Source organism: Pseudomonas sp. CG7, assembly GCF_023701885.1.
Taxonomy (GTDB): domain Bacteria; phylum Pseudomonadota; class Gammaproteobacteria; order Pseudomonadales; family Pseudomonadaceae; genus Aquipseudomonas; species Aquipseudomonas zanjanensis.
The window spans coordinates 1-14,757 of the sequence record NZ_JABAEE010000003.1 but is presented as its reverse complement, the minus strand read 5'-3'; the positions used below and the strand labels follow the sequence as shown (position 1 = coordinate 14,757).

Annotated in this window: 12 protein-coding genes; 6 read left to right on the top strand and 6 right to left on the bottom strand. The window is 61.7% G+C overall.

Going from position 1 to position 14,757, the window contains the following annotated elements; translation table 11 throughout:
* Window positions 1-41 precede the first annotated feature (41 nt).
* Window positions 42-725 carry a response regulator transcription factor gene (locus HGO40_RS02020; RefSeq protein WP_053122824.1) on the top strand — a complete coding sequence of 228 codons (684 nt, stop codon included), beginning with the start codon at window positions 42-44 and terminating at the stop codon, window positions 723-725.
* Window positions 703-2,088 carry a sensor histidine kinase gene (locus HGO40_RS02015; protein ID WP_250961653.1) on the top strand — a complete coding sequence of 462 codons (1,386 nt, stop codon included), beginning with the start codon at window positions 703-705 and terminating at the stop codon, window positions 2,086-2,088. Before HGO40_RS02020 ends, HGO40_RS02015 begins: the two co-directional genes overlap by 23 nt.
* A 181-nt stretch (window positions 2,089-2,269) precedes the next feature.
* Here HGO40_RS02015 and HGO40_RS02010 read toward each other — a convergent pair whose 3' ends face one another.
* From HGO40_RS02010 to HGO40_RS01995, 4 genes are all read right to left on the bottom strand, one after another.
* A complete protein-coding gene (locus HGO40_RS02010; RefSeq protein WP_053185383.1) occupies window positions 2,270-2,515 on the bottom strand; it encodes a DUF1652 domain-containing protein in 246 nt (81 codons plus the stop codon).
* A 240-nt stretch (window positions 2,516-2,755) separates the two neighbouring features.
* A complete protein-coding gene (locus HGO40_RS02005; RefSeq protein ID WP_250961652.1) occupies window positions 2,756-4,240 on the bottom strand; it encodes a helix-turn-helix transcriptional regulator in 1,485 nt (494 codons plus the stop codon).
* A gap of 85 nt (window positions 4,241-4,325) precedes the next feature.
* Window positions 4,326-5,609, bottom strand: coding sequence for a Zn-dependent hydrolase (locus tag HGO40_RS02000; RefSeq protein ID WP_250961651.1), 1,284 nt, complete (start codon window positions 5,607-5,609; stop codon window positions 4,326-4,328).
* A 150-nt stretch (window positions 5,610-5,759) separates the two neighbouring features.
* Entirely contained in the window at window positions 5,760-7,244 is a 1,485-nt protein-coding gene (locus tag HGO40_RS01995; RefSeq protein ID WP_250961650.1) for an NCS1 family nucleobase:cation symporter-1, read from the bottom strand.
* Between the two features lie 607 nt (window positions 7,245-7,851).
* Between HGO40_RS01995 and hydA the strand changes: the two genes are divergently transcribed.
* From hydA to preA, 3 genes are all read left to right on the top strand, one after another.
* Window positions 7,852-9,291: a dihydropyrimidinase gene (hydA, locus tag HGO40_RS01990; protein ID WP_250961649.1), complete on the top strand. Its 1,440-nt coding sequence runs from the start codon at window positions 7,852-7,854 to the stop codon at window positions 9,289-9,291.
* Window positions 9,292-9,473: 182 nt separating this feature from the next.
* Complete coding sequence (locus HGO40_RS01985) at window positions 9,474-10,841, top strand: NAD(P)-dependent oxidoreductase (protein WP_250961648.1); 1,368 nt, start codon at window positions 9,474-9,476, stop codon at window positions 10,839-10,841.
* On the top strand, window positions 10,842-12,116 hold the full coding sequence (gene preA, locus HGO40_RS01980) for an NAD-dependent dihydropyrimidine dehydrogenase subunit PreA (RefSeq protein WP_250961647.1): 1,275 nt from the start codon (window positions 10,842-10,844) through the stop codon (window positions 12,114-12,116).
* Between the two features lie 144 nt (window positions 12,117-12,260).
* Here the strand turns inward: preA and HGO40_RS01975 are convergent, their stop codons facing one another.
* Window positions 12,261-12,881: a TetR/AcrR family transcriptional regulator gene (locus HGO40_RS01975; protein WP_250961646.1), complete on the bottom strand. Its 621-nt coding sequence runs from the start codon at window positions 12,879-12,881 to the stop codon at window positions 12,261-12,263.
* A 229-nt stretch (window positions 12,882-13,110) separates the two neighbouring features.
* Entirely contained in the window at window positions 13,111-13,455 is a 345-nt protein-coding gene (locus HGO40_RS01970) for a DUF6124 family protein (RefSeq protein WP_250961645.1), read from the bottom strand.
* Between the two features lie 907 nt (window positions 13,456-14,362).
* Between HGO40_RS01970 and HGO40_RS01965 the strand changes: the two genes are divergently transcribed.
* The coding region (locus HGO40_RS01965; protein WP_502943179.1) for an OprD family outer membrane porin at window positions 14,363-14,757 on the top strand (395 nt) is incomplete at its 3' end.

Genomic DNA, 14,757 nt, shown 5'->3' with positions numbered 1-14,757 from the left:
ATGCTGCGCAATCGCTCCAATTTCTCTACAGGGTACCGCCCATGAACCGCATCCTGACCATCGAAGACGACGCCGTGACCGCTCGTGAAATCGTTGCCGAGCTGACCCGCAACGGCCTGGATGTCGATTGGGTCGACAACGGTCGCGAAGGCCTGGAACGGGCAGTCAGCGGCGACTACGACCTCATCACCCTCGACCGCATGCTGCCCGAACTCGATGGCCTGGTGATTGTCACCACCCTGCGCACCATGGGCGTGGCCACGCCGATCCTGATGATCAGCGCCCTCTCCGATGTGGACGAACGCGTGCGTGGCCTGCGGGCCGGCGGCGACGATTACCTGACCAAGCCGTTCGCCACCGATGAAATGGCCGCCAGGGTCGAAGTGCTGCTGCGGCGCAACAATGGCACCCGCGAGCCGGAAACCGCGCTGCGGGTGGCCGACCTTGAGCTGAACCTGATCAGCCGCGAAGCCAGCCGCAACGGACAACTGCTCAGCCTGCTGCCCACCGAATACAAGCTGCTGGAATTCCTGATGCGCAACAGCGGCCAGATTCTCTCGCGCATGATGATCTTCGAGGAAGTCTGGGGTTATCACTTCGACCCCGGCACCAACCTGATCGACGTCCACATCGGCCGCCTGCGCAAGAAAATCGACCCGCCGGGCCTGGAACCGCTGATTCGCACGGTACGGGGTTCCGGCTATGTCATTGCTGAACCCCGCTAAGGGCTGGCGCTCCTCCAGCAGCCGTCTGCTGGCGCTGTACAGGTCGCTGTTCGTGATCTGGAGCGCGATCCTGATGGGAGTCATGTATTACGAAGTGTTTGGCTACCTCGACAGCCTGGCCAAGCACTCCCTGATGCAACGCCAACACCTGTTCGCGCGGATCCACGGCGACCAACTGGAAGACGCGCTCATGGCCAGCCTGACGCTGGACGAGCGCGGCGTCGATGCCTACGGGCTGTTCGATCCGCAATTGCGCCATTTGAGCGGACCGATCCAGCGGGTGCCCGCCGACCTGCCGCTGGACGGCAAGATCCACATGCTCGGTGGCTGCGTCGACTCCGATCAACCGGGCGTGCCTTCCGACAGCTGCGACGCGGTGGCGACCCGGACCCAGGACGGTCGCTGGCTGGTCCTGGCCCGGGACAACGGCTCGCTGTTCGCCGTGACGCGGATCATCTTGCACGCGCTGTTCTGGGGGGTATCGCTGACGATCCTGCCGGGCGTCGCGGGTTGGCACCTGTTGCGCCGCCGACCGCTGCGGCGGATTCGCCAGTTGCAGGCCAGCGCCGAAGCCATCGTCGCCGGCGACCTGACCCATCGCCTGCCATTGTCGAGCCGGCGCGATGAGCTGGACATGCTGGCGGCGATCGTCAATGCCATGCTCGAACGCATCGAACGCTTGATGAACGAGGTCAAGGGTGTATGCGACAACATCGCCCATGACCTGCGCACCCCGTTGACGCGCCTGCGCGCCCAACTTTATCGCATCCAGCAGCAAGCACCGGACGGCTCCGCCGAGGCTTTGCAGATGGACCAGGTGCTCGCCGAGACCGACACCCTGATGGCGCGGTTTCGCGGTTTGTTGAGGATTTCCGAACTGGAGGACCAGCAGCGGCGCTCGGGCTTCGTGCGCCTCGATCCGTTGCAGCTACTGCAAGAACTCCATGATTTTTACCTGCCCCTGGCCGAGGAAGGCGAACTGACCTTCATCCTGGAGGCGCCCGACGCCCTGCCCCTGCTCAACGGCGACCGGGCCTTGCTGTTCGAGGCTGTGTCGAACCTGTTGAGCAATTCCATCAAGTTCACTCCGCCGGGGGGCACCGTGATCCTGCGCGGAGTCGATCAGGGCGACAGCACGCGCATCGAAGTGCTCGACTCCGGCCCGGGCATCCCCGAGGCCGAGCGCAAGGCCGTGTTTCGCCGTTTCTATCGCGCCGAGGGCAGTAGCCAGCACGGCGGATTCGGCCTGGGTTTGTCGATCGTCGCGGCGATCGTCAATCTGCATGGGTTCACGTTGGAAGTGGGCAGCAGCGAGCACGGCGGCGCGCGGTTGGTGCTCGATTGCCGGGCGACGTTGTTGTAAACACAGGGCTGGAGCAGCCCCTGTGGCGAGGGAGCTTGCTCCCGCTCGGCTGCGAAGCAGTCGCAAAACCGATGGATAGGGTTTGGCTTGCGTGTGCATCCGACAGATATTGGGGCCGCTGCGCGGCCCAGCGGGAGCAAGCTCCCTCGCCACTGGGTGTGGTGTGCCAAATCTTTAGTTATCAGGGCTCACTGCGATGCGGCGGGGTGTTTTGCAGCTCGTAGCGCAGCTCATCGATCAACTTGGCGATGCTCTCTTCCGAGCGGACGCTGTCGACACTCATGCCGCTTACCACCAGGTCCACCTCACCGCTTTCACGGTGATACAGGCGCACGGTGAGGGTGCCATCGCCATTGAGGCTGCATTCGCAGGCCAAGGGCGTAAAGCTTTCTTCAAGGCGGGCACGCAAGGGGGCCAGATGGGTCATACGATGCACCTCAGCCCCGGGGGCGCAAATGAACGGTAGACAGCTCCGACCTCCTGGTCCGCATAGACATCCTGTCGCTCACGTATGGGGTTCGTTCATAGCACATTGAGGCGTATTCCTTGAGTGTTTCGTGGGGGACGCGGCATCACGGAGGATGTCGCACACTCACAGCCTAAGGAACAGCCCCCCCTTGCAAAACCTGAATTTGCACCAGCATACCCGGTGCATTTGCACTGGCTATCATGGTGCCTTCATTCGCCATTCATTGGCGAACAAACCCCGCTCCCGCGCCCAGACAATCGCCTCGCTGCGGCTATGGACATCCAGTTTCGAATACAGTGTAGCCACATGATTGCGCACCGTATTAGGCGCAAGCTTCAGGCGCGCGGCGATTTCCTTGTCGGCCAGCCCCTCACAAATGAGCCCCAGTACATCACGCTCCCGGGCCGTCAGCTCGGTGAAGGATGCGCTGGGCACTTGGGCATTGATGCTCTTCACGTTGGCCAGCTTTTCAATCAGGGTCCGGCTGAACCAGGACGCGTCCTTCATCACCTCCTCGATCGCCGCCACCAGTTCCAGTTCCGAGCGCTTGCGTTCGGTGATGTTCATCAGCACCAGCAAGTAGCAGGGCTTGTCCTGGATGAGCACCGTGTCGGCAGCGCCCTCACAATCGATCAGTTCGCCGCCTTTCTTGTGCACCTTGACGTCGATGCTCGAGACAGCGGCGGCCTTTTCCAGCCGGGCAAACAGCGCGACGCTGGCGGCCTTGTCGAGGAAACCGATTTCCTCCACGGTTTTACCCAACAGCTCTTCGCTGGCGTAGCCAGTGGTCTGGAGAAACGCTTCGTTGATCTCCAGCAGCTGTTGTTCGGCGCTGCACACTAGCGTGGGCACGGGTGACAGGCGGAACGACTTGGCAAAGCGCTCCTCGCTCTGGCGCAACGCCGTCTCTGCCTTGCGGCGCGGCTCCATGTCCATGAAGGAAAACAGCATGCAGTCTTCGTCATGCAGGTCCAGGGGCTGGCCGGCGACGATCACCTGCTTGCTGGTGCCATCGGGCAACTTCAACTCAGCCTGCATTTGCGGAATGGTCGCGCCCTGCCCCAGGCGCTCGATGGCCAGGTCACGCTTCTCGGCGGCTTCGAGCACATCCAGTTCGTACACCGAACGCCCGATCACCTGGTCACGGCTATAGCCGGTCATCTCCAGGAACCCGGGGTTGACCTTGATGTAGCGCAGGTCGCTGAGACGACAGATCACCGCCGGCGCCGGGTTGGCCCCGAAGGTCTTTTCGAAACGCTGCTCGGCGCTGGCCCATTCGGTGGCATCGCTGAGGATCAGCACGAGCAGTTCCGGCTCACCATTACGGTCGGCCAGCACCATGCTGCGAATCCGATGCACCCAGGTGCGATCCGGGTCGGCCTTGGGCGTAACCTCCACCAGCACATCGCTGAACTCATCGCCACGGGCCACCCGGGCGATGGGGTAGTTGTCGTCGGTCAACGGATGGTTGTTGCGGTAACGCAATTGAAAACGCCGGGCGTATTGCCGGGCCGTGGTGCCCAGCTCATTGAGGTCCTCGACGCCGTGCATGGCCAACGCTGCGGCGTTGGCCCAGGCAATGGTCTGGTCGACCTCGATCAACATCACCCCGTCGGACAGCCCGGCAATGATCTGCAGCAATTGACGACGGTTGGTATCGGTGGTCGGGACTTGCTGATTCATTGGGTCTCCATGTGGTCAGTAGGTTTCAAGCATGGATGCGCTGAAAGTTACGACCACATGGCTTTGCAATAGTGCATCGGCCCCCTCACGCCGCCATGCGTCCTTCGGCAATCGCCTGGGAGGCGGCCAGCATCGCTCGCAGCAGCACTGCGCAACCGGCGGCGAGGTCGTCCGGGGCGGCGTTTTCGATTTCGTTGTGGCTGATGCCGCCTTCGCAGGGCACGAAGATCATTCCGGCCGGGCCCAGTTCGGCAAGGAAGATCGCGTCATGGCCGGCACCGCTGACGATGTCCAGATGGGACAGGCCCAGCCCTTGGGCAGCACTGCGGACGGCGTCGACGCAGCCTTGGTCGAAATACAGCGGCGGGAAGTCGGCGGTGGGTTTCAAATCGAAGGTCAGGCCGTGTTGCCGGCAGGTGTCTTCGATCACCTGCTTGACCTCGGCGATCATCGAATCCAGGCGCGCCGGTTCCAGGTGACGGAAATCCAGGGTCATGCGCACCTCGCCGGGAATGACGTTACGCGACCCCGGATAGGCTTGCAGGCAACCGACCGTGCCGCAAGCATGGGGTTGATGACCGAGGGCTGCGCGGTTGACGGCACCGACGATGATCGAGGCGCCCACCAGGGCGTCCTTGCGCAGGTGCATCGGGGTCGGGCCGGCGTGGGCTTCGACGCCACGCAAGGTCAGGTCGAACCACTTCTGCCCCAGGGCACCCATCACCACGCCGATGGTCGTGCCCTCATCCTCGAGGATCGGCCCCTGCTCGATGTGCGCCTCGAAGTACGCCCCCACCGGATGCCCGCTGACCTTGCGCGGGCCGGCATAGCCGATGGCGTTGAGCGCCTGGCCCACACTGATGCCTTCGGCGTCGGTCTTGGCGAGGGTTTCTTCGAGGGTGAATTTCTCGGCGAACACCCCGGAGCCCATCATGCACGGGGCGAAGCGCGAGCCTTCTTCGTTGGTCCAGACCACCACCTCCAACGGTGCTTCGGTTTCAATGTTCAGGTCATTGAGGGTGCGCAGCACTTCCAGCCCGGATAGCACGCCAAAGCAGCCATCGAACTTGCCGCCGGTGGGTTGGGTGTCGATGTGGCTGCCGGTCATCACCGGTGGCAGGTTCGGATTGCGCCCGGGGCGACGGGCAAAGATATTGCCCACCGCATCGATGCTGACGGTGCAGCCCGCCGCCTCGGTCCATTGCACGAACAGGTCGCGGGCCTGGCGGTCGAGGTCGGTCAGGGCCAGCCGGCACACGCCGCCCTTGACCGTGGCGCCGAGCTGGGCCAGGTCCATGAGCGATTGCCACAGGCGGTCGCGGTTGATGTGCTGATGGGTGGATTGCAGGACGTCGAGGGCTGCGTTCATGGGGATCTCCTTCAGGCAGTTATCTCATTTCGACGCGGTCCAGTGTGGGAGCGGGCTTGCTCGCGAATGCGGTGTATCAGTCAGCATTGATGTTGATTGACGCACCGCATTCGCGAGCAAGCCCGCTCCCACAGGCACCGCATTCATCTGCTATTGCAGAGGTGATTTGGCGACCGCCGGGCTGGCCCCTTGCATGCTGCACAACCCGTAATAAATCACCCCACCCAGCGCCGAGCCGGTGAACCAGCCATAGCTGTAGAACCAACTGAACGCATCGCTGCCCAGGGACAACAGCGTCAATACCACCGGCACGCCAAAGGCGATGAAGCCGTTCCAGTTCCAGGCCGGGTAAATGTCGTCGCGGTACAACCCGGCCAGGTCCAGTTGCTGTTTCTTGATCAGGAAATAATCCACCACCATGATCCCGGCAATCGGCCCCAGCAGGCTTGAATAACCCAGCAGCCAGTTGGAATAGACCGACTCGAGGCTGACCTCGGACACGATCAGGCCGAGTTTCTTCAACAACTCATGGGCCATCAGCGCCAGCCCTACCAATCCGGTGAGCATCACTGCCTTGGTGCGGCCGATCAGTTTCGGCGCCAGGTTCTGGAAATCGTTGGTGGGCGAGACAATGTTGGCGGCGGTGTAGGTCGAGAGCGTGGCGACGATGATCAGCACCATGGCCAGCGCCACCCACACCGGGCTCTGGATGTGCCCGATCAACGTCACCGGGTCGGAGACGGTCACCCCCACCAATTTCTCCGAGGCGGCAGTCATGACCACACCGAGGGAGGCGAACAGGAACCTGGTCAACGGCAGGCCGATGATCTGCCCGACGATCTGGGCTTTCTGGCTCTTGGCATATCGACTGAAGTCCGGAATGTTCAACGACAGGGTGGCCCAGAAGCCGACAATGGCCGGCAGCCCGGCAAGAAAATAGCTCGTCACCCCGGCACCTGCGGGACGCTTGGCCGGAACCGCCATCAGTTCAGTCAACGAGACATTGGGCAACGCCCACACCAACAGCCCCACCCCCACCAGTACCAGCAATGGCGCAGACAAGGTTTCCAGCCACTTGATCGACTCGGCACCGCGCAACACCACCCACAGGATGATGACCCAGAACACCATGAAGCCGATCACTTCGCCGGTGCCGCCCAGGCTCTTCCAGCCTTCGAACACCGAGCCGAGAAACAAGTGGATCGCCAACCCGCCGAACATCGTCTGGATGCCGAACCAACCGCACGCCACCCGGGCGCGGATCAGGCACGGCACGTTGGAGCCAATCACGCCGAAGGACGAGCGCAACAGCACCGGAAACGGAATGCCGTACTTGGTCCCGGCGAAGGCGTTCAGGGTCAGGGGGATCAGCACAATGATGTTGGCGAACAGGATCGCCAGCAGCGCCTCGCCCACCGTCAAACCGAAATAAGCGGTGAGCACGCCGCCGAGGGTATAGGTCGGCACGCAGATCGCCATGCCCACCCACAGTGCGGTGATGTGCCATTTGTTCCAGGTTCGCTCGTGCACCTTGGTCGGCGCGATGTCGTGGTTATAACGGGGGCTGTCGAGGACGTCGCTGCCGGCTTCAAGCTCGAATAATCCGTCGCGCTCGGTCACTGTTGATCTGGTCATGTCCGCTCCACTGTTTTCATTATTTTTGCTCATCGACTGGCGATGGCCGGAGTACTTGCACGCGTGCTATCCACCACCCCGCCAGGCCACGACGGCACTCAATAACCGTGCCGAATAACGCGCCGAGCTGACCGGACGATCGATATAACCCTTTCAACCTTTTGATGTTTAACGTTTTAAAGCCAAGTGATTGCTTTGTTTCAGTCCCGGCTTTCCGACATTGAGGCTAGATGACCTTCACGCCCTGTCGAGCGGGAGATTCAAAGTGGTGCAGCCCGCAACAACGCGAGGTGTCTGGCCCGCACTTCTAACGCTTTCAAGCCGCTGATTTACCATGACAAATCTCGCTCAAATAACGATCCTGTCAAGTGCGTCAAAATGGTGAGCAGGCTCACCATTTTGGTGATTTTTTAAATTAATCTTTAATTTTCAATAAGTTAATTAACGCATAAGCTTATAAAAAATAATCTTGCTCATTTCAATAACTCCAGCTAGCGTCTAATCCTGACAGTCGTGACAGGAATGTAAGCCGGCACGACTTTACCTACCGTGATGGATAAAACATAAAGAACCGACAACAGTCGGTCATGCCTGCGAGGAACTCGGAATGTCTCTGTTGATCCGTGGCGCCACCGTTATTACCCATGATGAAAGTTATCGCGCCGATGTGTTTTGCGCCGACGGCGTCATCCAGGCCATTGGTCAAAACCTGCATGTTCCGGCGGCTGTCGAAGTGCTCGATGGCAGCGGTCAATACCTGATGCCCGGCGGCATCGATCCCCATACCCATATGCAGTTGCCGTTCATGGGCACGGTCGCCAGTGAAGACTTCTACAGCGGCACGGCGGCGGGCCTCGCCGGGGGCACCACCTCGATCATCGACTTCGTGATCCCCAACCCCCAGCAGTCACTGATGGAAGCCTTTCATCAATGGCGCGGCTGGGCCGAAAAAAGCGCCAGCGACTACGGCTTCCATGTGGCAATCACCTGGTGGAGCGAACAGGTCCGCGAAGAAATGGCCGAGCTGGTCAGCCACCACGGCGTGAACAGCTTCAAGCATTTCATGGCCTACAAGAACGCGATCATGGCCGCCGATGACACCTTGGTCGCGAGCTTCGAGCGTTGCCTGGAATTGGGCGCGGTGCCCACCGTGCACGCCGAGAACGGCGAACTGGTGTATCCCCTGCACCGCAAGCTGCTGGCCCAAGGCATCACCGGCCCCGAAGCCCATCCGCTGTCACGGCCTTCGCAAGTGGACGGCGAAGCCGCGAGCCGCGCCATCCGCATCGCCGAAACCCTGGGCACGCCGCTGTACCTGGTGCACGTGTCCACCCAGGAAGCCCTGGACGAAATCACCTACGCCCGCAGCAAGGGCCAGCCGGTCTACGGTGAAGTCCTGGCCGGGCACTTGCTGCTGGACGACAGCGTTTATCGCCACCCGGACTGGCAGACCGCCGCCGGCTACGTGATGAGTCCACCCTTCCGCCCACGGGGGCATCAGGAAGCACTCTGGCGTGGCCTGCAGTCCGGCAACCTGCACACCACCGCCACCGACCATTGCTGCTTCTGTGCCGAACAGAAAGCCGCCGGACGTGACGACTTCAGCAAGATCCCCAACGGCACCGCCGGGATCGAAGACCGCATGGCGGTGCTCTGGGACGAGGGGGTCAACAGCGGCAAATTGTCGATGCAGGCCTTCGTCGCCCTCACCTCCACCAACACCGCGAAAATCTTCAACCTCTACCCACGCAAGGGCGCGATCCGCGTCGGTGCCGACGCGGACCTGGTGCTCTGGGATCCCCAGGGCAGCCGCACGATTTCCGCCAAGACCCACCACCAGCAAGTGGACTTCAACATCTTCGAAGGCAAGACCGTACGCGGCGTGCCCAGCCACACCATCAGCCAGGGTCGGCTGGTGTGGGCCGACGGCGACCTGCGGGCCGAACGCGGTGCCGGGCGCTACGTCGAACGGCCGGCGTATCCGGCGGTGTTCGATTTGCTGAGCAAGCGGGCCGAGTTGAATAAACCAACAGCGGTGAAACGCTGAAATCGAGGCCTTCGGCCTTCGCGAGCAGGCTCGCTCCCACAGGATCCGCAGTGCACACCCATTTCGCGCCCACCCAAGATCCAGTGTGGGAGCGAGCCTGCTCGCGAAGGCGTCAGTCCAGGCAACCGAAAAACCCCACTGCCCACCAGAGGCAGCACCTCAAACACCGTGAGGCCCATTCCATGATCCAGCCCTTGAGTCATCTCCCCCATTCCCAGGAAGACCCGGCCACCCTCGCCGCCCGCTTCAGCGACCTGGCGCCGCCCCTCAACGCACGCCAGGCCCACCTGGAAGCGTCCCGCTGCCTGTATTGCTACGACGCACCCTGTGTGAACGCCTGTCCGAGCGAGATCGATATTCCTTCGTTCATTCGCAACATCCACCAGGACAACGTCCAAGGCGCGGCGCAGACAATTCTCTCGGCCAATATCCTCGGCGGCAGTTGCGCCCGGGATTGCCCCACCGAGGTCCTGTGCCAGCAAGCCTGCGTGCGCAACAATGCCCATGAATGCGCCCCGGTGTTGATCGGCTCGCTGCAACGCTACGCGGTGGACAACGCCCACTTCAGCGCGCACCCGTTTCAACGGGCCGCCGCCACCGGCAAGCGCATCGCCGTGGTTGGCGCCGGGCCTGCGGGGTTGTCGTGTGCCCATCGCAGTGCGATGCACGGCCATGACGTGGTGATTTTCGAAGCCCGCGACAAGGCCGGTGGCCTCAACGAATACGGGATCGCCAAGTACAAACTGGTGGACGATTACGCCCAACGGGAGCTGGACTTCCTGCTGGACATCGGCGGCATCGAAATCCGCCACGGCCAGAAACTCGGCGAGAACCTCAACCTGAGCGACCTGCACCAGCAGTTCGACGCGGTGTTCCTCGGCCTCGGCCTGGCCGCCAGCAAACAACTGGGCCTGAGCGACGAACAAGCCCCGGGGCTGCTGGCCGCCACCGAATACATCCGCGAACTGCGCCAGGCCGATGACCTCAGTCAGTTGCCCCTGGCCGACCGTTGCATCGTCCTCGGCGCCGGCAACACCGCCATCGACATGGCCGTGCAAATGGCTCGCCTCGGCGCCCGGGACGTCAACTTGGTCTACCGCCGCGGCCTTGAGGACATGGGCGCCACCTTGCACGAGCAAGACATCGCCAAGGCCAATCAGGTACGCCTGTTGACCTGGGCCCAACCGCAACAGGTGTTGCTCGATGACGCCGGGCAGGTGCGCGGCATGCGCTTTTCCCGTACCCACCTGGAAAACGGCCGACTGGTCATCGGCGCCGAGACCTTCGACCTGCCCGCCGACGCCATTTTCAAAGCCATCGGCCAAGCCTTCGACGACAACGCGCTGGTGGACCCACTGGCCCGGGAACTCAAGCGCCAGGACGGGCGGATCCTGGTGGACGAACACCTGCGCACCAGCGTTCCCGGGGTCTACGCCGGCGGCGATTGCACCAGCCTCGACCAGGACCTCACCGTGCAGGCCGTGCAGCACGGCAAACTCGCCGCCGAGGCGATCAACGCTCAACTGATGCTTAACGTGGAGGCTGCGTAAATGGCCGATCTGTCGATTGTCTTCGCCGGCATCAAAGCCCCCAACCCGTTCTGGCTGGCCTCCGCGCCACCCACCGACAAGGCCTACAACGTCGTCCGCGCCTTCGAGGCCGGCTGGGGGGGCGTGGTCTGGAAAACCCTCGGGGAGGACCCGGCGGCGGTGAACGTGTCCTCGCGTTACTCGGCCCACTACGGCGCCAATCGCGAGGTCTTGGGCATCAACAACATCGAGCTGATCACCGACCGTTCCCTGGAGATCAACCTGCGGGAAATCACCCAGGTGAAAAAGGACTGGCCGGATCGGGCGTTGATCGTGTCGCTGATGGTGCCCTGCGTCGAAGAATCCTGGAAAAACATCCTGCCCCTGGTGGAAGCCACCGGTGCCGACGGCATCGAGCTGAACTTCGGTTGCCCCCACGGCATGCCGGAACGGGGCATGGGCGCGGCGGTCGGCCAGGTGCCGGAGTACGTCGAGCAAGTGACCCGCTGGTGCAAGACCTATTGCTCGCTGCCGGTGATCGTCAAGCTCACGCCGAACATCACCGACATCCGCGTCGCCGCCCGCGCGGCCTATCGGGGCGGTGCGGATGCGGTGTCGTTGATCAACACCATCAACTCCATCACCAGCGTCGACCTGGACCGCATGGTGGCCCTGCCCAGCGTCGGCAGCCAGAGCACCCACGGCGGTTATTGCGGCTCGGCGGTCAAGCCCATCGCCCTGAACATGGTCGCTGAAATTGCCCGCGACCCGCAGACCCACGGCCTGCCCATCTGCGGCATCGGCGGCATCGGCAGCTGGCGCGACGCTGCCGAATTCATTGCCCTGGGCAGCGGCGCGGTGCAGGTCTGCACGGCGGCGATGCTGCATGGTTTTCGCATCGTCGAAGAGATGAAGGACGGCCTGTCACGTTGGATGGACAGCCAGGGCCACGCCAACCTGCAAGCGTTCTCCGGCCGTGCGGTGGGCAACACCACCGACTGGAAGTACCTGGACATCAACTACCAGGTCATCGCCAAGATCGACCAGCAAGCGTGCATCGGTTGCGGGCGCTGCCACATCGCCTGCGAAGACACCTCGCACCAGGCCATCGCCAGCCTCAAGCAGGCGGACGGCACCCGTGTGTATGAGGTGATCGATGAGGAATGCGTGGGCTGCAACCTGTGCCAGATCACCTGCCCGGTGCAGGACTGCATCGAAATGGTGACGGTGGACACCGGCAAGCCGTTTTTGGATTGGAATCATGATCCGAGGAATCCCTATCATGTCACTGCTTGAAACTTGAGGTGCCTGGGCTGCCGTCATCGCGAGCAGGCTCGCTCCCACATTGGATTTGTGGTGAACACAAATTTTGTGTTCACCACCGATCCCCTGTGGGAGCGAGCCTGCTCGCGATAGGGCCATCAGCTTCACCACAAAAACTCAAGGCTCCAACCCAATCCCCCGCAATATCACACTGGTCACCGTCTGCACCGCCCGTTCGAACTGCATGTCCGACAGCGGCTGATGGTCATTGAGAATATTGATCTGATGATCGAAGTCAGCGTAGTGCTGGGTCGAGGCCCAGATCATGTAGAGCAGGCTTGAAGGCTCCACCGGCAGGATGCGTTTGTCCTCCACCCACTGGCGGATTTTCGCTTCCTTCATCTTGGCCCAGTCATAGAGGCTGGCGTCCAGCGCTTCGCCCAGGGTCGGGGCGCCGTGGATGATTTCGTTGGCCCAGACTTTAGAGCCGTAGGGCCGGCTGCGGGAGTGATTCATCTTGGCGCGGATGTAACTGCTGAGCACCACCCGCGGGTCGTCGCACATTTCGAAGCACAAGGCGTCCTGTTTCCAGACTTCCAGCAGGTCGAACAGCACGGCGCTGTACAGTTCGCTCTTGGTGCTGAAGTAGTAATGCAGGTTGGAACGCGGCAACTGCACTTCGGCGGCGATGTCGGCCATGGCGGTGCTGCCAAAACCTTTCTCGGCGAAGACCTTCTCGGCGGCCAACAGGATTTTCTCGACGTTACTGCGACCAATCTCGATCTTGTGATTGCCCATGAGGGCTCCCTGGCAACAGCGTTGGTCAAGACTAGCATTCACCCACTCTTGAAAACACCGATGCCGCTTGTGGGAAAGCTTTTGTGGCGAGGGAGCTTGCTCCCGCTCGGCTGCGCAGCAGTCGTAAACCGGCTGGCGCGCTATCCCTGGAAAACCGCGTCAGTCCATTTTGGGGCTGCTGCGCAGCCAAGCGGGAGCAAGCTCCCTCGCCACAAAAGCGGGTTTTGCGTTATGTCGACTGGCGGGGTTCGACGTTATCCAGCGCGCGGTTTGCCAGCATTGCGCTCAGTTCGATCAGTTGCTGGATGCCCAGGGCAATGTGGCGCCTCGAGCCTTTCAGGTCGAAGGCCAGGTCATTGACCATGGCGTTGGCCGAAGCCAGGTTTTCGCTGAGGTTGGCCAGCAGGGTTTCGGTGTCGACGCCTTTGACCACGGTGAACAGTTGGCCAGGATCGGCCTCGGGTTTGCTGGGTTTGGGCTTGAGGTAGGCGTCGAGGATGCGGTCGGCGGCTTCGTCGAACGCTTTTGAGTTGGATGGATCTGTATCGGGTGGGTTGGGGGTTACTTTGAACATGGTTGAAGCTCCGATGCATTTAAAAGGGAGCCAACACCCTTTCGCTACCAAACGAATAAGGGTGGCGGCCATACGAAGGTTGGTAGACCGGGCATCGGAGCCGGCGCCTCCGAAGAGGCCCTGCGCATGGCCACCAAAAAGCGAAGTGCATGATCGCACTTGCAAGAGATGACGCTATGCACCGACACCAGGGCTACCAAACCCGATCGCTGATTCAATCAGCGACCCGGAAACGATAAAACCCTGGCCCAAGGCGCACAAGCCGGCGGATTCTGGCGCAGTTGTAGGCAACGGCGCAAGACAACGTAGCCCAATCCCGAACAATCCTACGTCTGGATAAACACAGGCCTGTTTGGACTGGAAACAGGGTTCACAACACACCTCTGTGGCGAGGGAGCTTGCTCCCGCTGGGTGGCGAAGCCGCCCCAAAAATTTCTGCGTTGAAACAAAAAACCGGGGCCTGCTTCGCAGTCCAGCGGGAGCAAGCTCCCTCGCCACAAGAGCCCGCTTCAGCCTTCCGGTCGCCTACATTCGACTAATGTCTTAGACCAGTCATCGCACAACCAAGCCCCCTCCCCGCTATTCTCAAACCCCGTATCCACTCGGTGCCACCGCTTTCGTTCCTGGCCTGCGCCAGCGACAGCCATTGCACTGCCTCATTTTGAAGCACACCCCAGTTGGATAATTCCGATAATGGCCAGTTGACAACGAGCAGCCGCTTCCAAATAATCATCGCCATGTTGTACGACGACGTATGACAAATAAAAACAACAAAAAAGTAGGGAGCGCCATAGTGAGCACACGTGTCCGTTTTTCGCCCAACCATCGTCCAAACCGCCGTACCCTTCTGAGCTCCAGCCCCGCTCTGGTCCTGCTCGGTTGCAGCAGCCTTGCCGCATTTCTGCCGATGACCGCCAGCGCCGAAGGCTTCGTCGATGACGCCAAGGCCACGTTGAACCTGCGCAATTTCTACATCAACCGCAACTTCACCAACCCGAACAACGCCCAAGGCAAAGCCGAAGAATGGACCCAGAGCTTCATCCTCGACGCCAAGTCCGGTTTCACCCAAGGCACCGTCGGCTTCGGCGTGGATGTGCTGGGGATGTACTCGGTCAAGCTCGACGGCGGCCGTGGTACTGCGAACACGTCCTTGTTGCCGATTCATGACGACGGTCGCCCGGCTGACGACTACGGTCGCCTGGGCGTGGCTCTCAAGGCCAAGGTCTCGAAGACTGAGCTGAAGGTCGGCGAATGGATGCCGGTGCTGCCGATCCTGCGTTCCGACGACGGTCGTTCCCGGCC

What these genes read in the sequence shown, in the direction of transcription:
- HGO40_RS02010 (WP_053185383.1), bottom strand. Translation starts at nt 2,515, where the DNA reads ATGACCCATCTGGCCCCCTTGCGTGCCCGCCTTGAAGAAAGCTTTACG.
- preA (WP_250961647.1), top strand. Translation starts at nt 10,842, where the DNA reads ATGGCCGATCTGTCGATTGTCTTCGCCGGCATCAAAGCCCCCAACCCG.
- HGO40_RS02000 (WP_250961651.1), bottom strand. Translation starts at nt 5,609, where the DNA reads ATGAACGCAGCCCTCGACGTCCTGCAATCCACCCATCAGCACATCAAC.
- HGO40_RS01970 (WP_250961645.1), bottom strand. Translation starts at nt 13,455, where the DNA reads ATGTTCAAAGTAACCCCCAACCCACCCGATACAGATCCATCCAACTCA.
- HGO40_RS01975 (WP_250961646.1), bottom strand. Translation starts at nt 12,881, where the DNA reads ATGGGCAATCACAAGATCGAGATTGGTCGCAGTAACGTCGAGAAAATC.
- HGO40_RS02015 (WP_250961653.1), top strand. Translation starts at nt 703, where the DNA reads ATGTCATTGCTGAACCCCGCTAAGGGCTGGCGCTCCTCCAGCAGCCGT.
- HGO40_RS02005 (WP_250961652.1), bottom strand. Translation starts at nt 4,240, where the DNA reads ATGAATCAGCAAGTCCCGACCACCGATACCAACCGTCGTCAATTGCTG.
- HGO40_RS02020 (WP_053122824.1), top strand. Translation starts at nt 42, where the DNA reads ATGAACCGCATCCTGACCATCGAAGACGACGCCGTGACCGCTCGTGAA.
- hydA (WP_250961649.1), top strand. Translation starts at nt 7,852, where the DNA reads ATGTCTCTGTTGATCCGTGGCGCCACCGTTATTACCCATGATGAAAGT.
- HGO40_RS01995 (WP_250961650.1), bottom strand. Translation starts at nt 7,244, where the DNA reads ATGACCAGATCAACAGTGACCGAGCGCGACGGATTATTCGAGCTTGAA.
- HGO40_RS01985 (WP_250961648.1), top strand. Translation starts at nt 9,474, where the DNA reads ATGATCCAGCCCTTGAGTCATCTCCCCCATTCCCAGGAAGACCCGGCC.